Source organism: Streptomyces sp. NPDC048650 (genome assembly GCF_043199095.1).
GTDB lineage: Bacteria > Actinomycetota > Actinomycetes > Streptomycetales > Streptomycetaceae > Streptomyces.
Window position 1 is genome coordinate 1 of sequence record NZ_JBICVM010000017.1, and the last position, 24,533, is coordinate 24,533.

24 protein-coding genes, 1 pseudogene and 1 riboswitch are annotated in these 24,533 nt (G+C 70.7%); of the genes and pseudogenes, 21 read left to right on the top strand and 4 right to left on the bottom strand.

Annotated features, from left to right (window positions below; translation table 11 throughout):
• Positions 1 to 163: 163 nt before the first annotated feature.
• On the bottom strand, positions 164 to 928 hold the full coding sequence (locus tag ACGFML_RS32905) for a DUF4190 domain-containing protein (RefSeq protein WP_393549304.1): 765 nt from the start codon (positions 926 to 928) through the stop codon (positions 164 to 166).
• A 310-nt stretch (positions 929 to 1,238) separates the two neighbouring features.
• Here ACGFML_RS32905 and ACGFML_RS32910 point away from each other — a divergent pair, with 310 nt between their 5' ends.
• From ACGFML_RS32910 to ACGFML_RS32965, 12 genes and pseudogenes are all read left to right on the top strand, one after another.
• On the top strand, positions 1,239 to 3,320 hold the full coding sequence (locus tag ACGFML_RS32910) for an N-6 DNA methylase (RefSeq protein WP_393549305.1): 2,082 nt from the start codon (positions 1,239 to 1,241) through the stop codon (positions 3,318 to 3,320).
• A gap of 281 nt (positions 3,321 to 3,601) precedes the next feature.
• Positions 3,602 to 4,270, top strand: a complete 669-nt coding sequence (locus ACGFML_RS32915; protein WP_393549306.1) for a hypothetical protein — start codon at positions 3,602 to 3,604, stop codon at positions 4,268 to 4,270.
• On the top strand, positions 4,267 to 5,952 hold the full coding sequence (locus ACGFML_RS32920) for a protein kinase (protein WP_393549307.1): 1,686 nt from the start codon (positions 4,267 to 4,269) through the stop codon (positions 5,950 to 5,952). Before ACGFML_RS32915 ends, ACGFML_RS32920 begins: the two co-directional genes overlap by 4 nt.
• A 120-nt stretch (positions 5,953 to 6,072) precedes the next feature.
• The gene (locus ACGFML_RS32925; RefSeq protein ID WP_393549308.1) at positions 6,073 to 6,588 is read left to right on the top strand and encodes a hypothetical protein; all 516 of its coding nucleotides are present in this window, start codon (positions 6,073 to 6,075) and stop codon (positions 6,586 to 6,588) included.
• Between the two features lie 210 nt (positions 6,589 to 6,798).
• Positions 6,799 to 7,437: a SurA N-terminal domain-containing protein gene (locus ACGFML_RS32930; RefSeq protein ID WP_393549309.1), complete on the top strand. Its 639-nt coding sequence runs from the start codon at positions 6,799 to 6,801 to the stop codon at positions 7,435 to 7,437.
• A 57-nt stretch (positions 7,438 to 7,494) separates the two neighbouring features.
• Positions 7,495 to 8,508 (top strand): nucleoside triphosphate pyrophosphohydrolase, encoded by a 1,014-nt coding sequence (locus tag ACGFML_RS32935; protein WP_393549310.1) that lies wholly within the window; start codon positions 7,495 to 7,497, stop codon positions 8,506 to 8,508.
• 352 nt (positions 8,509 to 8,860) lie between these two features.
• Positions 8,861 to 9,166 carry a hypothetical protein gene (locus ACGFML_RS32940; protein ID WP_393549311.1) on the top strand — a complete coding sequence of 102 codons (306 nt, stop codon included), beginning with the start codon at positions 8,861 to 8,863 and terminating at the stop codon, positions 9,164 to 9,166.
• Positions 9,167 to 9,168: 2 nt separating this feature from the next.
• On the top strand, positions 9,169 to 9,381 hold the full coding sequence (locus ACGFML_RS32945) for a hypothetical protein (RefSeq protein WP_393549312.1): 213 nt from the start codon (positions 9,169 to 9,171) through the stop codon (positions 9,379 to 9,381).
• A gap of 84 nt (positions 9,382 to 9,465) precedes the next feature.
• Complete coding sequence (locus ACGFML_RS32950; protein ID WP_393549313.1) at positions 9,466 to 9,870, top strand: hypothetical protein; 405 nt, start codon at positions 9,466 to 9,468, stop codon at positions 9,868 to 9,870.
• 140 nt (positions 9,871 to 10,010) lie between these two features.
• Entirely contained in the window at positions 10,011 to 11,177 is a 1,167-nt protein-coding gene (locus ACGFML_RS32955) for a WXG100 family type VII secretion target (protein WP_393549314.1), read from the top strand.
• A gap of 20 nt (positions 11,178 to 11,197) precedes the next feature.
• Positions 11,198 to 11,479 carry a hypothetical protein gene (locus tag ACGFML_RS32960; protein WP_393549315.1) on the top strand — a complete coding sequence of 94 codons (282 nt, stop codon included), beginning with the start codon at positions 11,198 to 11,200 and terminating at the stop codon, positions 11,477 to 11,479.
• Between the two features lie 615 nt (positions 11,480 to 12,094).
• A pseudogene (locus tag ACGFML_RS32965) lies at positions 12,095 to 12,356 on the top strand (nucleoside triphosphate pyrophosphohydrolase); the annotation flags it as partial.
• Between the two features lie 44 nt (positions 12,357 to 12,400).
• Here ACGFML_RS32965 and ACGFML_RS32970 read toward each other — a convergent pair.
• Together ACGFML_RS32970 and ACGFML_RS32975 are read right to left on the bottom strand one after the other, a co-directional pair.
• Positions 12,401 to 12,592, bottom strand: a complete 192-nt coding sequence (locus tag ACGFML_RS32970; protein WP_393549316.1) for a hypothetical protein — start codon at positions 12,590 to 12,592, stop codon at positions 12,401 to 12,403.
• 8 nt (positions 12,593 to 12,600) lie between these two features.
• Complete coding sequence (locus ACGFML_RS32975; RefSeq protein WP_393549317.1) at positions 12,601 to 13,452, bottom strand: helix-turn-helix domain-containing protein; 852 nt, start codon at positions 13,450 to 13,452, stop codon at positions 12,601 to 12,603.
• Positions 13,453 to 14,362: 910 nt separating this feature from the next.
• Between ACGFML_RS32975 and ACGFML_RS32980 the strand changes: the two genes are divergently transcribed.
• Positions 14,363 to 14,734, top strand: a complete 372-nt coding sequence (locus ACGFML_RS32980; protein WP_393549318.1) for an ATP-binding protein — start codon at positions 14,363 to 14,365, stop codon at positions 14,732 to 14,734.
• Here the strand turns inward: ACGFML_RS32980 and ACGFML_RS32985 are convergent.
• Positions 14,721 to 15,947 (bottom strand): MFS transporter, encoded by a 1,227-nt coding sequence (locus tag ACGFML_RS32985; RefSeq protein WP_393549319.1) that lies wholly within the window; start codon positions 15,945 to 15,947, stop codon positions 14,721 to 14,723. The two genes, ACGFML_RS32980 and ACGFML_RS32985, sit on opposite strands and share 14 nt — an antisense overlap.
• A gap of 228 nt (positions 15,948 to 16,175) precedes the next feature.
• Between ACGFML_RS32985 and ACGFML_RS32990 the strand changes: the two genes are divergently transcribed.
• The 8 genes from ACGFML_RS32990 to ACGFML_RS33025 all read left to right on the top strand — a co-directional run bounded on the left by ACGFML_RS32990 (position 16,176) and on the right by ACGFML_RS33025 (position 24,493).
• Positions 16,176 to 17,051, top strand: a complete 876-nt coding sequence (locus tag ACGFML_RS32990; RefSeq protein ID WP_393549320.1) for a LysR family transcriptional regulator — start codon at positions 16,176 to 16,178, stop codon at positions 17,049 to 17,051.
• 63 nt (positions 17,052 to 17,114) lie between these two features.
• Positions 17,115 to 18,437 carry a cytochrome P450 gene (locus ACGFML_RS32995; protein WP_393549321.1) on the top strand — a complete coding sequence of 441 codons (1,323 nt, stop codon included), beginning with the start codon at positions 17,115 to 17,117 and terminating at the stop codon, positions 18,435 to 18,437.
• Positions 18,438 to 18,630: 193 nt separating this feature from the next.
• Positions 18,631 to 19,632 (top strand): transglycosylase family protein, encoded by a 1,002-nt coding sequence (locus ACGFML_RS33000; RefSeq protein WP_393549322.1) that lies wholly within the window; start codon positions 18,631 to 18,633, stop codon positions 19,630 to 19,632.
• 211 nt (positions 19,633 to 19,843) lie between these two features.
• Positions 19,844 to 20,055, top strand: a riboswitch (cyclic di-AMP (ydaO/yuaA leader).
• 6 nt (positions 20,056 to 20,061) lie between these two features.
• The gene (locus ACGFML_RS33005) at positions 20,062 to 20,703 is read left to right on the top strand and encodes a transglycosylase family protein (RefSeq protein ID WP_393549323.1); all 642 of its coding nucleotides are present in this window, start codon (positions 20,062 to 20,064) and stop codon (positions 20,701 to 20,703) included.
• A 309-nt stretch (positions 20,704 to 21,012) separates the two neighbouring features.
• Positions 21,013 to 22,293 (top strand): phosphopyruvate hydratase, encoded by a 1,281-nt coding sequence (eno, locus tag ACGFML_RS33010; RefSeq protein WP_393549324.1) that lies wholly within the window; start codon positions 21,013 to 21,015, stop codon positions 22,291 to 22,293.
• 119 nt (positions 22,294 to 22,412) lie between these two features.
• Positions 22,413 to 22,865, top strand: a complete 453-nt coding sequence (locus ACGFML_RS33015) for a septum formation initiator family protein (protein WP_393549325.1) — start codon at positions 22,413 to 22,415, stop codon at positions 22,863 to 22,865.
• 108 nt (positions 22,866 to 22,973) lie between these two features.
• Positions 22,974 to 23,525 carry a DUF501 domain-containing protein gene (locus ACGFML_RS33020; protein ID WP_393549326.1) on the top strand — a complete coding sequence of 184 codons (552 nt, stop codon included), beginning with the start codon at positions 22,974 to 22,976 and terminating at the stop codon, positions 23,523 to 23,525.
• Positions 23,522 to 24,493, top strand: coding sequence for an exopolyphosphatase (locus tag ACGFML_RS33025; RefSeq protein ID WP_393549327.1), 972 nt, complete (start codon positions 23,522 to 23,524; stop codon positions 24,491 to 24,493). Before ACGFML_RS33020 ends, ACGFML_RS33025 begins: the two co-directional genes overlap by 4 nt.
• Positions 24,494 to 24,533 lie beyond the last annotated feature (40 nt).

The window sequence follows — 24,533 nt, forward strand, 5'->3', positions numbered from 1 at the left end:
GGGCCGGGGGGGGGCCCCCCCACACGGGCCGCCGCCGGTTTCTGGGGGTGTTCGCGGGTTTTTTGTGGTGCCTTGGGGCGCCCCCCCCCCCCCGGGGGGGGGGCCCCCGGGGGGGGGGGGGGGGTGCGGGCCCGACGGCGCTTACGGGCGGAGGGCTGGAAGGTCAGAGGGCCAGCTTCCAGTTCGCGGGGTCGAGCAGCAGATCCGGCGTGATCTTGATGTTGAGTTCCTTGGTGGACGGCGGCGCGTCGAAGACCATCTCCACGTGGGAGGACTCACCGGGGCTGAGCACCTTCTCGAAGTCGTGGTGGAGCGCGCCGTGCTTGTCGTCGTCGACCTCCTCGGCGTTCTTGCCGTCGGCCTCCGCCTTCGTCGTCATGAGGGGGTTCTCGAAGTCCTTGTCACCGGTGTTCTTGAGCGTGACGGTGAGCTTGTACGCCTTGTTGCCGTCGGTGTGGCCGGCGACGAGGGTGTTCGGGTCGACGGTGTACGGGCTCGGCTTCGAGACGGTCACCTGGAGGCCGTTGTTGTACTTCGCAGCGGCTCCCGCCCCGAGGTCCTTGATGACGTCGCTGCTGCCCGTCTCCTCCTTGTACTGCTTGTTGACGTCGTCGACCGCGCCCTTGACCACCAGCACGGAGACGATGACGCCGACGATCGCCAGGATGATCGCGAGGGCTCCCAGGATCGTGCCGGTCACCGCCACACCCTTGTTGGTGGCCTGACCCTTCTTGGCACGGCTCATGCCCACCAGGCCGAAGATCAGGGACAGGACGCCGAGCGGCCCGGCGAGCCAGAACAGGAACATCGGGATGCCGCTGAGTGTGCCGATGATGCCGAGGACCAGGGCGGTGACGCCGAGGCCGTTGCGGGCCGCCTGAGGGGCCGGGGCCTGCGGGCCGGGCTGGTAGTGCATCTGCTGAGACATGCGGGAGTGGCCCCTTCCGGGCGCTGAATCGAGACCGCTGAAGTGATGGGTCAATAACAACAGAGGCTGTGAATCGAGTCAACACGGGTACACGATTAACAAGAATTCACGCTGTGAAGAGGTGGGGTGGGTAGGGGTGGGTATGCTGCAAACACAGTGGTCACGCATCGGGACGGGAGCCAGTCAGGTGCCGGACATCGCACCAACGGAGAACGCGACGGACGATGACGCCGCAGGTCGCGGAGGGTCGAGCGGCGACCCGGCAGTCGGCGTTCACACCGCCGGCCATCCCGCGGACCGTCCCACCGAGGTGACCGCCGCCGGCATCGCCCGGCTGGCCGGGGTCGGCCGGGCCGCCGTCAGCAACTGGCGCCGCCGTCATGCCGACTTCCCCAAGCCGGTCGGCGGCACGGAGTCCAGCCCCGCCTTCGCCCTCCGCGAGATCGAGCGGTGGCTTCGCGAGCAGGGCAAGCTCGCCGAGGTCCCACCGCGGGAACGGGTCTGGCAGCAGCTCGTCGGGCATCCCGCCGGCGCCGCCGCCGCGCTCCGCCAGGCCGGCGCCGTCCTGCTACTGATCCACGCCCGGCCCGCCGCCTGGCAGCAGCTGCGCGGCGCCTCCGACGACGTCGAGCTGACCGGCGTGCTGCCCGCGATGCTCGACTCCGTCCTCGCCGCCCGGCTCGGCGACGGCCACCCCGTACACGGCCTGACCCGCGAGGCGCTCGCCCCCTCCGCCGCCCTGGTGCGCGCCACCGCCGACCTCGCGGCCCTGGACGGCGCCCCCGAGGCGTACGCCTTCCTGCTCGGCCGCCATCTGGACGCCAACCCCCGCCAGTACACCCTCACCCCGCCGGGGCCGGCCGCCCTGATGGCCGAACTCGCCGCCGCGGACGGCTCGTTGGGATCCGTACTCGATCCGGCCTGCGGTACCGGCGCGCTGCTGACCGCCGCCTGCGAGCACGCCGCCGGGCAGCCGGACGCGGCCCCCCTCGCCCTGTACGCACAGGAGGCCGACCCGGACCTCGCCGCGCTCACCGCGCTCCGCCTCGCCCTGGGCCATCCCGGCGCCCCCATCCGGGTACGGGCCGGGGACACCCTGCGCAGCGATGCCCTCCCGGAGCTGGCCGCCGACGCCGTCCTGGTCCACCCGCCGTTCAACGAGCGCAACTGGGGCCATGACGAGCTGGCCTACGACCCCCGCTGGGAGTACGGCTTCCCGGCCCGCACCGAATCCGAACTGGCCTGGGTGCAGCACGCGCTGGCCCGGTTGCGCGCGGGCGGCACCGCCGTCCTGCTGATGCCGCCCGCCGCCGCCTCCCGCCGCTCCGGCCGCCGCATCCGCGCCGATCTGCTGCGCCGCGGCGCGCTGCGCGCCGTCATCGCCCTGCCGGCCGGCGCCGCCCCGCCCAACGGCGTCCCCCTGCACCTGTGGGTACTGCGCAAGCCCGACGGCAGCACCCAGCCCGCCCCGCACCTGCTCGTCGTCGACACCGCGGGCCTGGCTCCCACCGGCGGCCGCGACAAGCTCGACTGGGGCGCCGTCCGCGCCACCGCCGTGGACGCCTGGCGGGCCTTCGACCGGGACGGCGGGGTCGAGGAAGTGCCCGGCGTACGGCGGTCGCTGGCCGCCATCGACCTCCTGGGCGACGACGTCGACCTCGCCCCGGCCCGCCACCTCCCGCCGCCCGCGGCCGCCGGCGGCCCCGCCGAACTGGCCCAGGTCCGCGACCGGTTGACCGACACCCTCGCCCGGACCAGCCGCCTCACCCCCCGGCCCTCGCCCCAGGACGCAGGCGCCCCGCCCCAGGCCCGCTGGCCGCTGACCACGGTCGGCGAACTCGCCCGCTCCGGCGCCCTGGTGCTGCGCGCCGGCGGCCCGGGCACTGCACCCCCGGGAGCGCCCCCGGCGGTCCTCACCGATCACGACGTCATCGGCGCCACCGCCCCCTCCGGCACGCTCCCCGAAGCCACCCCCACCGGCCCCGTCGAGGAACCGGTCCTGGTGCGGGAGGGCGATGTGGTCGTCCCGGTCCTCGGCGGCGGCGCGATCGCCCGGGTCGTCGACGACACCACCGCCGGTGCCGCCCTCGGTCGCAACCTCACCCTGCTCCGGCCCGACCCGGCCGCCCTCGACCCCTGGTTCCTCGCCGGCTTCCTGCGCGGCACGGCCAACAACCGCCAGGCCAGCAGCTACGCCTCCACCGCCACCCGGCTCGACGTCCGCCGCCTCCAGCTGCCCCGCCTCCCCCTCACCGAACAGCGGCGCTACGGCGGGCGGTTCCGCGACCTGGCCGCCTTCGAGGAGGCCCTGCGGCTCGCCACCCGGCTCGGCGAACAGCTGGTCCAGGGGATGTACGACGGCTTCACGGACGGATCGGTGGCGCCGGACTGATCGCCGGCCGAACTGTACGGTGGATGCGGGGAGTTGGGGTGAAGAGAGGCGATGCCGCACCGGGGTGACGCCACCTCGGCGGCGTCGCGCCACCACTCTCGGCGGGGCGTCGCGTCGGTGCCGCGGCGTCCGGGGTGGGAACGGGGCTGCGGATCGTCCGGCCCATTCCGTGCAACCCCTCACGCGGCGGCGCTGTCGTCTATACGCTCGCAGGTCCCTACGCGTATTCGGAAACCGCGACCGCCCTCGTGATGGCGACCGATGATCCACCAGGAGCAGCAATGCACGGCCCCGCCCCGGCTTCCCCGCCGCACCGTCCACCGGCGACGGGGGTGGTGGTCCTGCTGCGTGTGATCTTCGTGGCCACCGCGGTGTGCAGTCTGGGCCTGCTGGCCTGGGTGGCGATGCTGCGGGCCGCGATCGTGCAACGGCGGCCGCTGGGCTGGTGGCTGTTCGGCGCCGACCTGATCGCGATGATCGGCTCCTGTGTGCTGATCGTCTCCTTTCCCGAGACGGACTGGCGCACCAATGCCGGCGTGGGGCTGCTGCTGCTCCAGATAGCCGGCGCCGTCGCCTACTACCTCGTCGTCGACATCCGCGCGGCCGGCCGGTCCGGGTACGCGCAGGGACAGGAGCCCGGGTACGCGCAGGGTTACGGCCCCGCCCACCCCCCGGCCGGGCCGCCCGTCGGGCCCGCCCCGCATCCGTACGGTCCGCCGCAGCCGCCCGCCCCGGCCCCGCTGCACGCCCAGGAGACCCGCCCGTACGCCAACGAGGCGCACCCGTATGCCCGGAACCCCTACGGCGCACCCGCCCCGCACACCCCGCCCGTCTCGCACACCCCACCCGCCCCACCACCCCAGGACCGCCCGCGACCGCAGCGCATCCACCAGGTGCGGGCCGAACTCGACGAGCTCAGCGACTATCTCCGCCAGGAGGGCCGGCAGTGAACGGCCGGGTCATCGCCGGACGCTACGAACTCTCGGTCCTGCTCGGCCAGGGCGGCATGGGTCAGGTCTGGATCGGCTACGACCGCCGCCTCGACCGCCGGGTCGGCGTCAAACTGCTGCGCCCGGACCGGGTGGCGGGCACCCCCGACGGTGAGGAGATGCGCCGCCGTTTCGTCCGCGAGTGCCGGGTCACCGCGCAGGTCGACCACCCCGGACTGGTCACCGTCCACGACGCCGGGAGCGACGGCGAGGACCTCTTCCTGGTGATGCAGTACGTCGAGGGCGCCGACCTCTCCGACCACCTCGCCGAGCACGACCCGTACCCCTGGCCCTGGGCGGTCAGCGCCGCCGCCCAGATCTGCGCCGTCCTCGCGTCCGTCCACGCGGTGCCGATCGTCCACCGCGACCTCAAGCCCCGCAACGTCATGGTCCGGCCGGACGGCACCCTGGTCGTGCTCGACCTGGGCATCGCCTCCGCCCTGGACACCGACACCACCCGCCTCACCCACACCGGCTCGCCCATCGGCAGCCCCGCCTACATGGCCCCCGAACAGGCCATGGGCGGCGCCGTCGGCCCGCACACCGACCTCTACGCCCTCGGCGTGCTGCTGCACGAACTCCTCAGCGGCCAGGTCCCGTTCGCCGGATCCACGGCCCTCGGCGTACTCCACCGCCACCTGTACGAGGAGCCGGTCCCGGTGCGTCGGCTGCGCCCCGACGTCCCCGAACCCCTCGAAGCGCTGGTGCTCCGGCTGCTGCGCAAGGACCCGGCGGACCGCCCCGCCGACGCCCAGGAGGTCTACGGGGCGCTGGTCCCCCTCCTCCCCACCTCCGAGTCCGGACCGCACGCCGCCCAGCACCCGCCCGTCCCGCTCGCCCCGATGGACCCCACCCGCCCCTTCCGCCGTCCGCACGCCCCCTGGCCGGTGCGCACCGCATCCCCGGCCGCCGCGCCCACCCCGCCGGAACCCGCGGTCGCCGACCCCCGCACCTCCCTCGCCGCGGCCCACCGCACGGGCCCGCCGTCCGGGGCGTCCGCGCTCCCCTCGTCCTCCGCGCTCCCCTCGCCCTCCGCGTCCTCGGCGCCCGCATCGGCCTCCGCCGACTCCTCTGCATCCTCCGGACCGGACGTCGCCGCCGCCGTCGACGAGGTCAAAGGCCTCCTCGACCAGGGCCGGATCACCCGCGCCGTGGACATCCTCGGCAGCCTCCTGCCGGCCGCCGCCGCCCGGCACGGCCACCACTCCCCGGTGGTCCGCACCCTGCGCAAGCAGTACGCCGCCACCCTCATGGACGACGGCCAGTACCGCCGCGCCCTGCCCGAAATCCGCCGACTGGCCGAGGAGTTCGGCAAGGAGGCCGGCCCGGCCGCCGCCCGCCAGTCCCTCCAGTTCCACTACGAGGCCGCCCAGTGCCTGGAACAACTCGGCGAGGTGGCCCAGGCCCTGGAGGAATACCGCGCCCTCCTCCCGTACTTCGAGCGCTACCCCGACGACCCCGCCCGCCCCCTGGAGATCCGCCGCTCCATAGGCCAGCTGCTCCTGGCCCAGGGCGAACACGGCGCCGCCCAGGAATGCCTCGCCAGACTCCTCTACGACGCGGAACGACTGCACGGCCCGCACCATGCGTTTCCCGGAGAGGTTCGGCGGATGCTGCAGTGGCTGGGGCAGATGCAGGGGTGAGAGGCACACCCCACCCCTCCGGACAAAGCCCAAAAAAACTCACCCCGCCACGGTTGACCAGCCGTTTCACCGGAGACGCACCCTGAGGAGACCCGTGTCGCACTGTTACTGTGCATGCCCATGACAGAGATCAGCAGCGCACGTTCTGCCGACGAGTTGTACGCCGGCATCCAGGCCGTCGCCGCGGGCACGCCGTATCGGATGTGCCGGACGGAGCGGGGATTCGACCTGACCGTGGATGTCGACGTCCCGCAGTGGCAGGAGCTGTTGACCCGTCATCGGGTCGGCCAGGTGCACACGTACCGCGTCGCGCTGCGTCCACAGAAGAAGGTCTACACGCTGACGGACGTCGTCCGCACCGTCGAGTACGGGGCGGGCCCGGGCGAAGTGCGACTGGGGGCGACGGCGTTCGTGGGCCGGACCGTGTCCGTGTCTTCGCACCGCACCGTGGACGGCTCGGAGCAGTACACCTTCTCGTCCGCCGAGGGCCACCGCCTGATCCGGGGCGTGACAGAGGAGCTGGGCTGGCGGGAAGCCCAGCCCGCCAGCGTGAAGATCGCTCTGGGTTTCGCGGCTCTCGGCGGGGTCGGTGGTCTCGTGGCGGTCATCGTCCTCGCAGTCACCAAATGGCTGTGACAGGCCGGTAGGTCAGGCCCCGACGTGCCGCTCCGCCCATGCCGGGCGGACAGGCCGGCCGGGGTCGTTCGGCGCCCGCCACCAGAGGGGCGGAACCGCCACCACACCAGATCGTTGGCCGAAGCAGTGGCCCAGGCCACGCCGACTCCTTAGCATCGGTCTCGATCACGCAAGGTCGAGACTCCGTCGCACGATCTGCCGGGAGGCCAAGTGTTCCGCCGTAGGACAGCGCTCTCCGTATCCGCCACCGCCGCCCTGCTGGCCGCGACCCCACTGCTGGCCGCCTGCGGCAGCGGCGCGCACCCCGGTGCCGCGGCCGTCGTGGGAGGGAAGCGGATCACCGTCGCGCAGCTGCAGGCGAAGGTGAAGGATGTGCGCCAGGCGCAGGGCAAATCTCCGCAGGGCGCCCAGATGATCATGAACACCGGTCGGTTGAGCCTGGCCACCCTCAACGGCATGGTCTTCGACGAGGTGCTGGCGCGCAGCGGCAAGGAGGCGGGGGTCACGGTCACCCGCGGCGCCATCCAGAAGTGGCGGACCGCGGCCGAGCGCCGGGCGGGCGGCGCCGAGCGGCTGAAGACGATGTGGCTCCAGCAGGGCATCGCGCCCGACGAGATCGACGCGATGGTGCGCAATCAGCTGCTGTTGGACGGGGTGGCCAAGCACCTCGGCGCGGATCGCGGCCGGCCGCAGGGCCAGCAGCAGCTCGCCCGGGAGCTGTCCAGGACCTCCCGGTCCATGGGGATCGACGTCAATCCGCGGTTCGGTAAGTGGGACGACAAGCAGGTCATCCTGGGCGAGACCAAGGAGCCGTGGATCACCGCCCGGCCGGGGCGGCAGCAGATCTGAGCGGCCGGCCCCTTACCGGCGCCGGGCGTTGTCGGTGCGGTGGGTTACGTTCGATACGTGAACGCTGACGCCTCTGCCGCCGACACCGGCGCCGATGCCCGCCCCGAGGGCACCGGCACCGGCCGCCTGGTCCTGCTCACCACCAGCCACCGCGTCGCCCCCGGACTGCTGTCCTGGCCCGCGTGGCAGCTCCTGCGCACGGCGGACCGCGTGCTGTGCGCGGACCCGCACCATCCGCAGCTGCCGTATCTGCGGGAGGCCGGCATCGAGGTGGCCCAGGAGTCCCTCTCGGCGCGGGAGCTCGTCGACTACTGCGTCGCCGCGTCCCGGACGGCCGTCGTCATCACCTCCGCGGACGGCGAGAGCGCGCTGACCGACGGCCTGGCCCGGCTGGCCGGTTCCGGCCGCGAGACCATGCCGGATCTGGAGCTGCTGCCCGGTTCGTACGACCTGCCCGGTGCCCGGCTGCTCGACCTCGTCCAGGTGATGGACCGGATCCGCGCCGAATGCCCGTGGAGCAGCATCCGTACGCACCAGGACCTCGCCAAGTACGGCCTGGAGGAGGCGTACGAAATGGTCGAGGCCATCGAGGCGGGCGACCGGGAGGAGCTGCGCGAGGAGCTGGGGGACGTGCTCCTCCAGGTCGTCTTCCACGCCCGGATCGCCCAGGACGACCCGGACGAGCCGTTCGCCATCGACGACGTCGCGGGCACGATCGTCGAAAAGCTCCTCCATCGCCACCCGCACGTCTTCGGGGACGAATCCGCCGAGACCCCCGAGGATGTCAAGGCGCACTGGCTGCGCACGAAGGCCGAGGAGAAGCAGCGGGAGTCGGTGACCGAGGGTGTCCCGCTGGGCCAGCCCGGGCTGGCCCTGGCCGCCAAGCTGGCGTCGCGGGTGCGGACGGCGGGGCTCGAGGTGGCGCTGCCGGCGGGCGAGGGCATCGGCTACGAGCTGCTGGCGATGGCCGTACGGGCCGAGGCGGAAGGCGTCGACCCGGAGGCGGCACTGCGGGCGGCGGCTCGGGCGTATCGCGATGCGGTGATAGCGGCGGAGGGCGCAGCCGGTTAGCACCGTGGGGTGAGCTGGCGCGAAGGGGGCGCGGGTGGAACGGGAGTCACGGAAGCTCGACTGGCGGCGAGGGCTCTGGTCGAGGTCGTGGGCACGGAGGCTTGGGCCGAGGTGCGGCTGCGCCTAGTGAAGCCAGCAGCCGGGGCGACCCACGGCCCGGAAGCAGCAATGGGGCGGCTGGAGGCCGAGTTGCCCTCCGGTACCGAGCTGTCACGCCTGAATCGGTGGAGAGCCTGGTGCGTGACCTGCTCATGCACCATCTCCAGGCTGACGTTGCACTCCTTTCCGTACTGGCCGAGTTACCGTCGGCGACGGACCTGCTGTCGGTCCACGGCGGCCGCCGCGCATCGACGTGGCCAACACCCTCTCCGGCAACACCCAGGGCACCGTCGTCCAGCGGGCTCCTCGCCGACGCGACCGGCACCTCAGCGGTCACGCCCTGGTACGGGCCGCCCTTGACCTCGCCCGCTGCGGGCTCGACGGGCCGCTGCCCATGGAGCTGCTACTGAGGGTGCATGTGAGGGACACGGATGTGCGCGGCATGGACCGGGAGTTGGTCAAGGCCGCCCGTGCGTGGGCGGCGGAGCGGCGGTACGGACTGCACCATGCCTTCCCAGGGGAGGTCCGGCGGATGCTGCATCGGCTGGGGAAGGTATAGGGGTGAGGAACCTCATCACCCGCCGGACCGTGCCCGGAAATCGGGCCATCGGCCTTACAAAGGCCGCACTGAAGGCGCAGTCACGGGATATGGTCACGATGTCGGAATTTGCTGCCATTATTGGCCTCGGCGAAGTGGTCGGAGTCATCGATATCTCCGGGAAAATTGGCGTGATTGAATCCCCGGCTGAACGAGCGACGACGAGGTTCCTGTAAGATCAACTTGCCTGGGATGCAGGATAACGATTTCCCGTCGGCCGCAGGGCGGCTCGGACTTTCAAGGCCATTACGGGAGGGCTCATGGCGGACGATCAATCGAAGCAGGTAGACGAGTCGGAATTCTTGGAAATAACCAAAGATCCGGCCGCGGCCCGGGTCATGCGCAAGAGCCTGGAGCAGATCGCCCAAGGGTGTGCCGGAGGCGTCTTGAAAGAGATGGCGCACGAGGTTCTCTCTGGGCGCGTCGGCCTGCGTGAAGCGGTAAATATTCCCGCGTACTCGGATCAGATGGTCGAGAGGTTCCAGGATTTCAAAAAGGACTGGGACTCGATATCCGAAAAGGATAGAGATCGGCTGGTGGATGCTGGCGAAAAGTTCATCGAGGAGCAGCGTAAAGAGATCGACGAGGCTGAACGGGGATCGCGGGAAACCCCCACGCGCAGCACCAAGGCGCGTCACGATGGTGGCTCTTGGTCGATGTATTAGAAATGGCAGACAGTGCGCTGGTGGATTTATTCGCACGGAGAATAGATCATGGCGCTGCGGCGGGTTGCGCTGCCGAGGTAGGGCCACCGAGGAGATTTTAATCGGTGGCAAAGCGAGGGAAAACGGGGGAAGGCATAGCCATGAGCTTCACAGTGGATCCTGCGGACATCGCAGGCTTTGCCAAGCTGATTGACCGGGCTGCAGAAGACATGCACGCAGGAATTTCCTACATTGGCAACCAGGCGAACGAGGATGGCTTCCAGGTCACCCAAGGGGCGGTCGGTGCAATCTGGGAGGAGCTGTATGGAAATCACACGCAGAACGTTCAGGATGTCAAAAGGTTTCTGCGCAAGGTTTCGGAGATCCTGGACGCCTCTGGCGCGGAACTCAAAAGATCGGCCAAGTACTACCGGGACACGGACCGGGAACAAGCAAGCAAGATCGATTCCACGTACCCCCAATCGAAGCGCCGGACGCCGGACGCTGACCTCGCTTCCGGGGGCTCCGGAGACTTCCGGGATGCGAATGATGCACGGGGCAAGTTGAAGCTCCTGGAGGCGGATCCTAGCTTTCTTTCCCCTGATCTCATCGCAAAAGCGCAAAACTGGGCAGAGGGGCATGTAGAGGAATGGCAGTTCAACGGGGGTTTCAAGTCTCTCGGGGTGCCTCTCGACTTGCTCAGTCCGTCGGCAATCGCCACGGAGGGTTTGAAGTTGTTCTTCAATTTCGACCCTATTGGTTGGGTCGCTACACAGATTGGTGGGGATTGGGAGGGTTATCTGAAATGTGGGGAACTTTGGGGCAACCTTGCGAGTTTTTGTCGTTCGGTGGCCGCTAACATCTACCATGGAACTTCTCAGATAGCGGTGACCTGGACGGGTAATGCGGCAGACGCGGCCTTCGTTTACTTTGAAGAGATTGCCGATCTCTTGAATTCCGCCGCGGAGTCGTTCGATTCCTTGAAGGAGAACTATGAGATGATTGCGTACATCGTCTTCGGGATTTCTGACTTCGCGAAGACCGCTTTGAGTATGGTTCTCGATTGGGCGCTTGAAGCGGGCATTGCAGCTCTCGCCGGAGTGGAAACGTCATCGACGATAATAGGTCCCATCGTGGCAGCCGCCGTGGTGGCGAACCGAGCTCTTAAGGCGATCGAGAAGTACAAGCACATCATTGACGCAATTGATCACGGCCTTGTGCTTGCCAAGTTGGGCACCGCGGAGTGTGGTCGAGAATCTGCCTCCATGGAATCAAAGGTCAAGAAATTCCCCGTGCCGGGGAGGAGCTATGACAATGCCGTGGCGTGACGCGAAAAGGATGCATGTCGGTGAGCGTTGAGCGATCAGACGCGGGCAAGCTGTCGAAGCTCCGTCGCATAGCTGTCGGCTCCTGCGGGTTGGCAGTGTTCGGTATGATTGAGTTCGTGCGGAGTGAAGGCTGGCGGAATCCGAGAGTCTTCGTGCTCTCCCTCACCTTCGTTCTTTCTGCGGGCTTGTCGATCTTGGCGTTGCGCAAGGGGCGCATGCGGCTGGCCATCCTGGCGCTGGCGATTCTTTTTGTCATACCGACGGTCTATCTGGCTCTTCGCTCGTGGTGGCCGCCCTTCTGACCCCCGAGCGACCTGGGCGGTGTGAGGTCCCGCACCGCCCAGCGCGGGTAGCCGGAATGGCCAAGGCACCCTGGGCGCCGTTACCCACCAACGCAACGGAATCGCCACCACCAGATCGTTTGCCGAAGGTGCGGCCCAGGCCACACCGACTCCTTGGCATCGGTCTCGATCACGCAAGGTCGAGACTCCGTCGCACGATCTGCCGGGAGGCCAAGCGTTCCGTTGTCGGGCAGCCCTCTCCGTCTCCGTCACCGCCGCCCTGCTGGCCGCGAGCCCGCTGCTGGCCGCCTGCGGCAGCGGTACCCACTCTGGTGCCGCCGCCGTTGTGAATGGGAAGCGGATCACCGTCGCGCAGCTGCAGGCGAAGGTGAAGGATGTGCGCGCGGCGCAGGGCAGGTCCCTGCAGGGCGCGCAGCTGATCATGAACACCGGCCGGCGGCGCGGAGCGGCTGGCGGCGATGTGGCTCCAGCAGGGCATTGCGTCCGACGAGATCGATTCCATGGTGCGTAATCAGCTGCTGCTGGACGGGCTCGCAAAGCACCTGGGCGCTGGCCGCGGCCGGCCGCAGGGGCAGCAGCAGATCGCGCAAGCGCTGGCCAAGACGTCAAGGCGCCTGGATGCGCACGAAGGCGGAGGAGAAGCAGCGGGAGTCCGTGACGGAGGGCGTCCCCCTGAGCCAGCCGGGCCTGGCCCTGGCGGCCGAGCTCGGCTCGAGGGTCCGCACGTGGACGTCCCCCTGCCGACGGTCGGCTACGAACTCCTGGCCCTGGCGGTACGGGCGAGCGGGACGGCATTGACCCGGAGGCGGCGCTGCGGGCAGCGGCTCGGGCGTATCGCGATGCGGTGGTGGCGGCGGAGAAGACGCAGACCGGCTGACGGGCCGGGGCGGTCATTGTCCACCCCGGCCCCTTCTCACGGGCTTACAGCAGGTGGTCCGCCTTGCCCGCCTTTACGTCGCGGATCAGGGTGCGGAGGGCTTCTATGGAGTCGGTGAGGTAGCGGTCTTCGTTGCCGTCGACGGCGATGTAGGCGTTGCCTGCGGCGTCGGTTCCGAGGCGGAAGCAGTTGTTGCCTTCGCCGCAGTACGGGTCTTCCCAGGTGATGTCGGGCATCCGGTCTCCTAGAGTTGGCGCGCGATGGCGTGAATGAAGTCCCGTGACTTCTCGGGAGTAAGGGCGTTCTCCGCCATCCAAGCGAGGTGGTCTCGGTACTTGGCGAGCTGGGCCTCGGCGTGGGTGAACTCCGGCCCGTGCGCTGAGTCCAATTGGACCGTGTCCAGTCTGGGGACGGGGCCTTCGGCATAGAGCAGCGCGTGACCTGCACCTGGAAACACGCCGCATTCGACAGGGATCACCCGCAACGAGATGTGCTCACGTTCCGACACGGCGCAGAGATGGTCGAGCTGTGCTCGGGCGACCTGCCGACCGCCGAAGTGCATGCGCAGGGCAGCTTCATGGACGTACCCCACGTAGGGCCGAGCGATCTGCTCGTCGAGGATGCGTTGCCGCTCCATTCTGTGGTTCACGCGAAGCTCGATCTCCAGGCGCGACAGCGGCGGGAGCACCGCGCCGAACACCGCCCGCGCGTAATCTTCGGTGTGCAACAGGCCGGGTACGTGCACCGTCTGGGCTGTGAGCAGTCGCTTCGCGTGCCATTCGAGCTCGGCGATGTCGAGAAGTCCGAGCGGGAGTGTGCCCCGGTACTCCTCCCACCAGCCGCGTTCCTGGTTCGCCGCCATTGCCGCCAAGGCATCGATGTAAGTGCTGTCTGCGCACGCGTAGTTGCAGGCCAGGGTGCGCAGCCGTTCAGGGGAGATGACACGGATCCCGGACTCCATGTTCGAGATCTTCGTCCGGTCCAAGCCCAGCAGTCCGGCCGCGTAGTCAGTGCTGACCTCTGCGGCCACCCTGAGCTTGCGCAGTTCGGCTCCCAGGCGTTTCTGCCGCTCGGTGGGGGTGCGTCGCGTCGCCATGCCGTCCTCTCTGGATCGGGACGGGGTCAGTGTGCCGTGACGGCTCGTCACCAGTCCAACTCGATGGTGGCAATTGTCACTGACTAGGTGGCGCTTTGTCCGTCGGGTCGTTAGCTTCAAGTAACGCGCAAGCCACACACCGCAACTGCCGGAAGCGCACCGCGCGAGCATGCCCGCCTGCCCTGGGGCGGGTGTGCCCGCGCCCAGGGAGGTAGGCCACCGGCGCGTACGTACCGCTTGGCGCACATGTACGCACTCGAATGCCCAACGCCAGTAAGGGAGTTGAGGGCATGATCCATGTCATTCGCCGCACCCGCGCCCGTCTCCGCGCGCTCTTCGCGCCATGCGGTCGGCACCGCGCCGCGCCCAAACCGTCGGCCTATCCGACCCGTTCGGTCCGCGCAGTCCACGGGGGCCTCTCGCCCCGCGCCGTAGGCGAGCCGCCCGGTCGGCGCCCGGGTCCGTACGCCAGTGACGTGCCCCTCGATGGGTGGGCGACGCCGTTGGTGCGGCTCTACCTCCTCACCCGCGACGAGTGGCGGGCGCGGCGCCTGCGGGGACTGGAGGTGGCGCGGTGAACAGCGACGACCCGGGGATGCGTTTGCTGCCGCGGACGTGTGCGGGCGGTCGGCCCGCGTACGTCTCGACGGACGGGAGCGGTCCGGTGTCCCGCATTGCCGATCGGATCGAGGCCACGCAACTTGGGCTCGCCGGGCGCCTGTTGGGCCAAGCGCGAGGGGTGTTGGCGGAGGGAGGCCCGGGGACGCGGTCGGGGTTCGGGCTGCTGGCCGCGCAGTTGGCGGATGCGTTGGATGACGCGTTGCTCATTGCCGAGAGCCGGGGGGTTCGGCTCGCCCCGGTGGACGGCGACGATGAGCGCGAGGGCGAGGGCGATACAGGAAGGGGGAGCGTGCTGTCCGTTCCCGGGGACGACCTCGCCTCCGGGGGCGTCGCGCGGCGGTTCGTGCGGGAGATGGCACGGGCGTGGGGGTTGCCCGCGGAGGCGGCGGAGGTGCTGGAGGCGGTCGCGGGAGAGCTGGTGGCCAATGCGCTGGAGCACACCGTGAGCCGGTTCATCGTCGTGGAGTTGACGCGATCCGACGACGGCCGGACGGCCGGGGTCAGGGTGACGGATGAGGGTCGGGGTGAGGCGGCCGTTCAGGCAGAGCCGGACGAGGAGTGCGGGCGCGGGCTGTTGATCGTTGAGGCACTGACGAAGCGGTGGGGGTGGCTGCGGACGGGCAAGGGGTACACCGTCTGGGGCGAGGTCAATGCCTGGTGATCGGGTTACCGGCGGCCACCGGGGCCGCCGCAGGTGGCCCCTCCGCGCCTCCGTCGGTCAACGGGCGCCCGGCGCGCCTCCACACCCGCTCGCCGACCCACACCACCACAACGGCCCCCGCCAGCCCGGCGCCCAGGACGCACACCGCGTCCCAGCCTCCGGCCCCCCACACCACCGACGTCAGCGCCGACCCCGCCGCGCCGCCTGCGAAGTAGCTGGTCATATAGGCCGAGTTGAGGCGGTTACGGGCCTCGGGCCGCACCCCGTACACCACGTTCTGGTTGCTGACGTGGAGCCCCTGCGCGGCCAGGTCCAGGACGACGACCCCGGCCAGCAGCGCCGCCAGCGACCACGCTCCGCCCGCGCCGCCGGCCGACAACAGCCCCCACGATCCCAGGAGCAGAACGGCCGTCGCGCCCGTCACCCGGTGCACCAGCCCGCGGTCCGCCAGCCGTCCCGCTATCGACGCCGACAGCGAACCGGCCGCCCCGACCAGTCCCAGCAGTCCGATGGCCGACTCCTGCCAGCCGTAGGCCGGGCCGGACATCAGGAAGGCCATGGCGGTCCACAGGACGGAGAAGCCCGCGAAGGCCAGCGCCCCCAGCGCGGCCCGCCACCGCAGGACCGGCTCGCGGGCGAAGAGCCCCAGCGTCGAGCCGAGCAGGGCGGGATAGCGGAGTCCGGACGGCGTGCGCAGGCTGGGCAGCCGGAGCCGCAGCAGTACGGCCATCAGGAGCATCAGTGCGGCGTTGACCCAGTAGACGGTGCGCCAGCCGCCGAGTTCGGCCAGCAGCCCGGCGGCAGTACGGGCGAGGAGGATGCCCAGAAGGATTCCGGTCATCACGGTGCCGACGGTGCGGCCGCGTTCGGCGGGGGCGGCCAGGGTTGCGGCGAACGGGGTGATGACCTGCGCGGCAGCGGAGGTCAGGCCGGTCAGCGCGGTGCCCGTCAGCAGGACGGCGGCGTTGGGGGCGCTCGCCGTCACGGTGAGGAAGACGGCGGTGAGCGCGCACAGGGTGACTGCGAGCCGGCGCCGTTCCAGCAGGTCGCCCAGGGGGACGAGGAGCAGCAGGCCCAGGCCGTAGCCGACCTGGGCGACGGTCACCACCAAGGCGGCGGTGGACGAGGACAGGTGGAGATTGCGGCCGATGAGGTCCAGCAGCGGCTGGGCGAAGTAGTTACCGGCGACGGACAGGCCGGCGACGGTGGACATCAGCAGTAGCGTGCCGCGCCCCAGTCCAGCTCGGGGTTCGGGTGCCGGCTTTCTTGCGGGTCCTGGCTTCATTACGGGTCTTCCCCCTGACGTACCGGAAACCGCCCGCCGCCACGGAAGCGTCGGGCACGACCCACCCTCCGGCCCCACCCGTCAATGAGTCCAATACATAGTTTTCATCGCATCCATCGTGAAACGCGATCGGTCGGCGCCCTACCATCGGCCGGCATGGAACTCCAGCAGATGCGCTATGTGGTCGCCGTCGCCGAGACGGGCGGCTTCACCCGGGCCGCCGAACGCTGCCACGTCGTGCAGTCCGCGCTCAGCCACCAGGTCGCCCGGCTGGAGAAGGAGCTCGGCGCGCGGCTCTTCGACCGGACCAGCCGCAGTGTCCGGCTGACCGCCGCGGGCGAGGCGTTCGTACCCGTCGCCCGGCAGACCCTGGAGGCGGCCGAGCGGGCCCGTGCGGAGGTCGAGGCGGCGGCCGGCGAAGTGCGCGGGCGGCTCGCGGTGGGGGCGATCTCGACGGTGGCGGCCGTCGATCTCGCCCATGAGCTGGGCGCCTTCCGTGCCCGGTATCCCCGGGTGCGGATCGGCCTCCAGATGGAGATGAGCGATCTGCTCATCGAGAAGGTGCGGCAGGGAACGCTGGACGTCGCCTTCGTCGGACTGGCGCCCACCGCCCGCACCACCGGGGTGCGGGGGAAGGAGCTGGCCCGCGGTGAGCTGGTCGCGGTGGTGGCGCCGGGGCATCCGCTGGCCGGGCGGGAGTGGACCACGCTGTCCCGGCTGGCGCGGGAGTCCTTCGTCGACTTCACGGCGGGTTCGGCGGCCCGCCGTCAGCGCGACGACGCGTTCCGGGCGGCCGGGTTGACCTCCGAGGTGGCGTTCGAGGTCACCACCGTCGAGTTCCTGGCGAAGCTGGTGCGGGCCGGGCTGGGGGTCGGCATGGTCCCCGAGGCGATCGCCTCCGAGCTGAAGGGGCTGGCCGTCGTCCGCGTCCGGCCGGCGCCGGAGCGGACCGAGCGAGTGGTCTGGAGTGCGCTGGGGCCCTCGCCGGCGGCCGCCGCCTTTCTGGAGGGGCTGGGCGTGGCCATGGTGTGAGCGGGTGACCGTGGGGCGGCGGATGCCGCACGATGCAGGCGTTACGGTCGGGAGGTGCCCGACATGCCAGACGCCACACCCGACCCCGCTGCCGCCCCCGCCGACGCCGCCCCCGCGGGCTGCCCGGTCGCCCCCGCCGGCCGGCCCGACCTGTTCACCTGGGAGTTCGCCGCGGACCCCTACCCGGCGTACGCGTGGCTGCGCGAGCACGCGCCGGTGCACCGGACCGAGCTCCCCAGCGGCGTCGAGGCGTGGTTGGTGACCCGCTACGGGGACGCGCGGCAGGCACTCGCCGACGCCCGGCTCTCGAAGAACCCGGCGCATCACAGCGAGGCGGCACACGGCCGGGGCAAGGTCGGCATCCCCGGTGAGCGCAGCGCCAATCTCATGACGCATCTGCTCAACATCGACCCGCCCGATCACACCCGCCTGCGCCGCCTGGTCTCCAAGGCGTTCACGCCGCGCCGGGTCGCCGCCTTCGCCCCGCGCGTACAGGAGTTGACCGACCGCCTGATCGAGGGGTTCGCGCAGCGCGGGGAGGCGGACCTGATCCACGAATTCGCCTTCCCGCTGCCCATTTACGCGATCTGCGACCTGCTGGGCGTACCGCGCGAGGACCAGGACGACTTCCGCGACTGGGCGGGCATGATGATCCGGCACGGCGGCGGACCGCGCGGCGGAGTCGCCCGTTCCGTGAAGAAGATGCGCGGCTACCTCGCCGAGCTCATCCACCGCAAGCGCGAGGGCCTCGGGGACACCGCGGAGGAGGACGAGGACCTGATCTCCGGCCTGATCCGGGCCTCCGACCACGGCGAGCACCTCACCGAGAACGAGGTCGCCGCGATGGCGTTCATCCTGCTCTTCGCCGGCTTCGAGACCACCGTCAACCTCATCGGCAACGGCACCTACCAGCTGCTGCGCCACCCCGCCCAGCGCGAGATGTTCCAGAAGTCGGTGACGGCGGGCGACAGCGATCTGCTCGCCACCGGCGTCGAGGAACTGCTGCGGTACGACGGCCCGGTGGAGCTGGCCACCTGGCGGTTCGCGACCGAGGAGCTGACGCTGGGCGGCCGACGGATCGCTGCGGGGGACCCGGTGCTGGTGGTGCTCGCCGCCGCGGACCGCGACCCCGGACGCTTCGCCGAGCCGGACACCCTCGACCTCACCCGGCGTGACAACCAGCATCTCGGCTACGGGCACGGCATCCACTACTGCCTGGGCGCACCGCTCGCCCGGCTGGAGGGTCAGACCGCCCTCGCGACGCTGCTGACCCGCCTCCCGGACATCCGGCTTGCCGTGGAACCTGACGATTTGCGCTGGCGCGGCGGACTCATCATGCGCGGACTGCGGTCCCTGCCCGTGGAGTTCACGCCGGAGCGAGGCTGACCAGCGGCGATCCGCATGGTGACGGAATGTCAGCTGCGTGACCTACGCGTGATCTCCGCTACACCGACTTGTGACTACCCGTGACCCCGGCTACCTTTCGACGCACCGACACCGGTTCGATCACGGATGCGATTCCCCGCACCGGTCCGGCAGACAACTCCAGCACGTCAACCGCCGCTCGAAAGGCAACCGCATGCGCTCCGGGAACGGACGGCACCGTCGACCCCGACAGGCACCGGCCATCTTCGTCACGGCGGGAGTGACCGGCGCCGGCCTCGCGCTGCCGCTGTTCGCCGCGAGCGGCGCACACGCCGCCGACACCGCGACCTGGGACCGGGTCGCCCAGTGCGAGAGCGGCGGAATGTGGAGCTCGGCCTCCGGCAACGGCTTCTACGGCGGCCTTCAGCTGACCCAGGAGATGTGGGACCAGTACGGCGGCTCCTCCTACGCCTCGCGTCCCGACCTCGCCAGCCGTTCCCAGCAGATAGCCGTCGCCGAGTCGATCCTCGCCGACCGCGGCCCGGACGCCTGGCCGAGCTGCGCGGTGAACGCCGGGCTGACCGAGGACGGCCGGGCGCCGGAGGTCGACCCGGGCAGCACGAGTACGCCGCGGCCCGACCCGTCGGACTCCGGAGGCCCGTCCGGCCCCTCCGGCACCGGCCCGTCCGGCGACGCGACGCCCTCCCCGTCCGGCGACGCGACCCCGTCCCCCGACGCACCGGACTCCGCCGACCCGTCCGACTCCGCCGACCCGTCCGACTCCGCCGGCCCGGACGGCGACGGCGGCTCCGCCGACGACTCCACCGACCCGGCGCCCGACCGCGCCCCCACCCAGGACCACGCCAAGGGCAAGCACCGCGGTGACGCCGAGGCGGACAAGGGGGACGGGGGCGGCAAGGACGCCGAGGACGGCAAGGGAAGCAAGGGCGACGAGGGCGCGGGTGACGCGGCCGGCGAGGGGCGCCCCTCGGGGCGGCACGCCTCCCGCGGCGGCGACGCGCCCCGCACGGACCCGTCCGACGCTGCCGGCGACTACACCGTCCGCCCCGGTGACACGCTGTCAGGCATCGCCGAGGCCCACGACCTGCCCGGCGGCTGGCCCGCGCTCTACGACCGCAACGAGAAGGAGGTCGGCGCCGACGCCGACCTGATCCACCCAGGTCAGCTGCTCGATCTCGGGCACTCCGCAGGGTAGTTACTGCCGGTTTGCCCCTTTTGGCGAAAGTGAGACAAGCGTCTCGTTCCGGGGTGTGGTGTCCCGGTCCGCCCCCCGGATCCGCACCCTGATCCACCTGCGGAAACACGAACCGGCCGTGATCAAAAACGGTCAACTTGGTTCACATGGTGGGGTTTGAACACCAAGGGGATTACTGATTACGGTCGGGACCGCTCGCCAAAGCGGGCCCTCCGATCACACGCCGAATCCTGCCGGTGGTCCGGAGGCACATGACGCGCAAGCGCCGAAGGCAGGAGCGGGGGACCCAAGGTAAGTGCCGGCCCCGCCCGCGGAAGCGGGTCGACCGGCTTGGGGTGAAGCCGGGTGTGCGCAGCGCACCCGGCCGGGCCACTCACAGCCCGAACCCGACAGCTCACCTCGCAGGCGTCGGTGAGGAAACGAACGAACATGCTGAACAAGGGCAAGCACCGTCGTCCGTCCAAGGCCGTCCGCATCGCCACCCTCGCCGGTGTGGCCGGTGCCGCCGTCGCCGTCCCGATGATGGGTGCCACCTCCGCTTCCGCCGCGTCCGTCGCCACCTGGGACAAGGTCGCCCAGTGCGAGTCCGGCGGCAACTGGTCGATCAACACCGGTAACGGCTACTACGGCGGCCTGCAGTTCTCGAACTCCAGCTGGGCCGCCGCCGGTGGCACCCAGTACGCCTCGCGCGCCGACCTGGCCACCAAGGCCCAGCAGATATCCGCCGCCGAGAAGCTCCTCGCCATCCAGGGCCCGGGTGCCTGGTCCTGTGCCGGTGCCGGCAACCTGAGCTCCGGTGGCCCGTCCCCCGACCTCGACACCTCCTCCAAGGCCGAGGTCAAGAAGGCCCCCGCGCCGAAGCCGGCCCCGCAGGCGCCGAAGCACGAGAAGGCCCAGCCGGCCCCGCAGAAGCCGCAGGGCCACGGCAACTACACCGTCAAGTCCGGTGACACCCTCGCCAAGATCGCCAAGGCGCACGGCACCACCTGGAAGACGGTCTACGCGAACAACAAGACCGCCATCGGCGGCAACCCGAACCTGATCCTCCCCGGTCAGCAGCTCAGCGTCTGAGTCGTCCCCCTCACCGGGACTCCCACGGGCCCGTGCGACGGGACCCGTACCTCCTGAGACAGCCCCGCCCGGCGCGCCACTCCCCCCAGCGCGTCGCGGCGGGGCTTCTCGGTGTTCCGGGCCACCGAAACCCCACCCACCAGCACAGTCCGACAGTTTCCTCCGTTCCGCGAACAATGTGCGTAAACGCCCCAAGAGCTGGGCATCTGGGCCTCTTTTCGTCCCACGAGGCGGGCCAACGGCAAGCGGACCTGCCCGGGGCCGTTAGGCTCGTGCTGCAGAACTCCAGACACCCACGAAGGAGACAACGTGCCGTCCATCGACGTCGTCGTAGCCCGCGAAATTCTCGACTCGCGAGGTAATCCCACGGTCGAGGTCGAGGTCGGCCTCGACGACGGCAGCACCGGCCGTGCCGCCGTGCCGTCCGGTGCCTCGACCGGCGCCTTCGAGGCCATCGAGCTCCGTGACGGTGACCCGAACCGCTACCTGGGCAAGGGCGTGGAGAAGGCCGTCCTGGCCGTCATCGAGCAGATCGGCCCGGAGCTCGTCGGCTACGACGCGACCGAGCAGCGGCTGATCGACCAGGCCATGTTCGACCTGGACGCCACCGACAACAAGGGCTCGCTCGGCGCCAACGCCATCCTCGGCGTCTCCCTCGCCGTCGCGCACGCCGCGTCCGAGGCCAGTGACCTCCCGCTGTTCCGCTACCTCGGTGGCCCGAACGCGCACGTCCTGCCCGTCCCGATGATGAACATCCTGAACGGCGGCTCGCACGCCGACTCCAACGTGGACATCCAGGAGTTCATGATCGCCCCGATCGGCGCGGAGTCCTTCTCCGAGGCGCTGCGCTGGGGCGCCGAGGTCTACCACACCCTCAAGAAGGTCCTGAAGACCAAGGGCCTGGCCACCGGCCTCGGCGACGAGGGCGGCTTCGCCCCGAACCTGGGTTCCAACCGCGAGGCCCTCGACCTCATCCTCGAGGCCATCAAGGAGGCCGGTTACGCCCCCGGCCAGGACATCGCGCTGGCCCTGGACGTCGCCGCCTCCGAGTTCTACAAGGACGGCGTCTACCAGTTCGAGGGCAAGAACCGCTCGGCCGCCGAGATGACCGAGTACTACGAGGAGCTGGTGGCGGCCTACCCGCTGGTCTCCATCGAGGACCCGCTGTTCGAGGACGACTGGGCCGGCTGGAAGGTCATCACCGACAAGCTCGGCGCCAAGGTCCAGCTCGTCGGCGACGACCTGTTCGTCACCAACCCCGAGCGCCTCGCCCGCGGCATCGAGGAGGGCTCCGCCAACGCGCTGCTGGTGAAGGTCAACCAGATCGGCTCGCTGACCGAGACCCTGGACGCCGTCGAGCTGGCCCAGCGCAACGGCTTCAAGTGCATGATGTCGCACCGCTCCGGTGAGACCGAGGACGTCACCATCGCCGACCTCGCCGTCGCCACCAACTGCGGCCAGATCAAGACCGGCGCCCCGGCCCGCTCCGAGCGCGTCGCCAAGTACAACCAGCTGCTGCGCATCGAGGAGATCCTCGACGACGCCGCGGTGTACGCGGGCCGCTCGGCCTTCCCGCGGTTCAAGGGCTGAGAACACCCGGCCCCCGGCCGGAACTCCGTCCTTCCTGCGTCCCCGGCGACGGTCCCGTACCGTTGCCGGGGACGTACGTCGTGAAGACGTCAGGACGAACATGGCGAAGGGGAGGCGACGTGCCCGCGGACCGGTTCTCGACCGCGACCCGACTCAAGGCGCTCGGCGAGCAGGCGGCCGCCCGGGTCTACCGCGCCCGCCCGCCCCGCCGCAACCGCCTCACCGGCCGCGCCGCGCTGCTGGCGCTGGTGATGTGCTCGCTGGTCGTCGCGCTCGCCTACCCCATAAGGCAGTACGTCTCCCAGCGCTCGGACATCGCCGACCAGCGCCGCAAGGCCGACAACGCCGCCAGGACGCTGGACGGCCTGCGCGACCAGAAGGCCCGCTGGCAGGACCCGGCCTACGTCGAGCAGCAGGCCCGCCGCCATCTGCACTTCGTCCGGCCGGGCGAGACCGGCTACATCGTCCAGGACGGCACCGGCACCGGCACCGCCCGCCGGGCGCCCCAGGCGGCCCAGCGCCCCTGGTACGAGAAGCTGTGGGCCGACGTCGACTCGGCGGACCGGCACTAGCGGGCGCCCCCGCAGCCGCAGGGCCGGGAGGCGGCAGCCCGTACCGTGATCAGGGGGAGCCCGCGCCCCGCCGCCCTCCTCGCCCCACCCACCTCACCGAAAGCGCACATGGACACCGCCCCGCCCCAGACCGAGCCCACCGAGCCCACCGCCGCGGACATCGCCGCCTTCAAGGAGCAGCTGGGCCGCCCGCCGCGCGGCCTGCGCACCATCGCGCACCGTTGCCCCTGCGGCCAGCCGGATGTCGTCGAGACGGCACCCCGGTTGGAGGACGGCACGCCCTTCCCCACGCTCTACTACCTCACCTGCCCGCGCGCGGCCTCCGCGATCGGCACGCTGGAGGCCAACGGCGTGATGAAGGAGATGAGCGAGCGGCTGAAGACCGACCCGGAGCTGGCCGCGGCCTACCGCGCCGCCCACGAGGACTACATCCGGCGCCGGGACGCCATCGACGTGCTCCAGGGCTTCCCGAGCGCGGGCGGTATGCCCGACCGGGTCAAGTGCCTGCACGTGCTCGTCGGCCACTCGCTCGCGGCCGGCCCCGGCGTCAATCCGCTGGGGGACGAGGCGATCGCCATGCTTCCGGAATGGTGGCGCAAGGGCCCGTGCGTGAGCCCGTGCCAGGACTCTCCCGAAGCCCCCGAAGGAGACGCCAAGTGAAGCGGGTCGCCGCCATCGACTGCGGTACGAACTCCATCCGCCTGCTGGTCGCGGACCTGGACCCGGCGACCGGCGAGCTCAAGGACCTGGACCGCCGGATGCAGATCGTCCGGCTGGGCCAGGGCGTCGACCGGACCGGTCGGCTGGCCCCGGAGGCGCTGGAGCGGACCTTCGCCGCCTGCCGCGAGTACGCCGCGGTGATCAAGAGTCTGGGCGCCGAGCGCCTCCGCTTCGTGGCGACCTCGGCCTCCCGCGACGCCGAGAACCGCGATGCATTCGTCCGCGGTGTGGTCGACATCCTGGGCGTCGAGCCCGAGGTGATCACCGGTGACCAGGAGGCCGAGTTCTCCTACCACGGCGCGACGAGGGAACTGGCCGGCCGCGCCGACGTACCGCCGCCCTACCTGGTCGTGGACATCGGCGGCGGCTCCACCGAATTCGTCCTGGGCGACGGCTCCGTGGAGGCCGCCCGCTCCGTCGACGTCGGCTGTGTGCGGATGACCGAGCGCCACCTCGTCCACGAGGGCGAGGTCAGCGACCCGCCGGCGCCCGACCGGATCGCCGCGATGAAGACCGATATCGCCGCGGCGCTGGACCACGCCGAGGAGGCGGTCCCCCTCACCCGGGCCACCACCCTCGTCGGCCTGGCCGGCTCCGTCACCACCGTCGCCGCCATCTCCCTGGGCCTCGACCACTACGACTCCCAGGCCATCCACCACTCCCGGATCCCCCTCGCCACGGTGCGCGAGATCACCGACCGGCTGCTGACCTCCACCCACGCCGAGCGTATGGCGATCCCCGTCATGCACCCGGGCCGGGTCGATGTGATCGCGGCGGGCGCGCTCGTCCTGCTGTCGATCATGGAGCGAACGGGCGCTGCCGAGGTCGTGGTGAGCGAGCACGACATCCTGGACGGCATCGCCTGGAAAGTGGCGGAAGACGCGACGGAGCGCAAGCACAGCGCCTGAACCGCAGGAACGCGCCGCCGACCGTCCTCGGCGGGGGAGC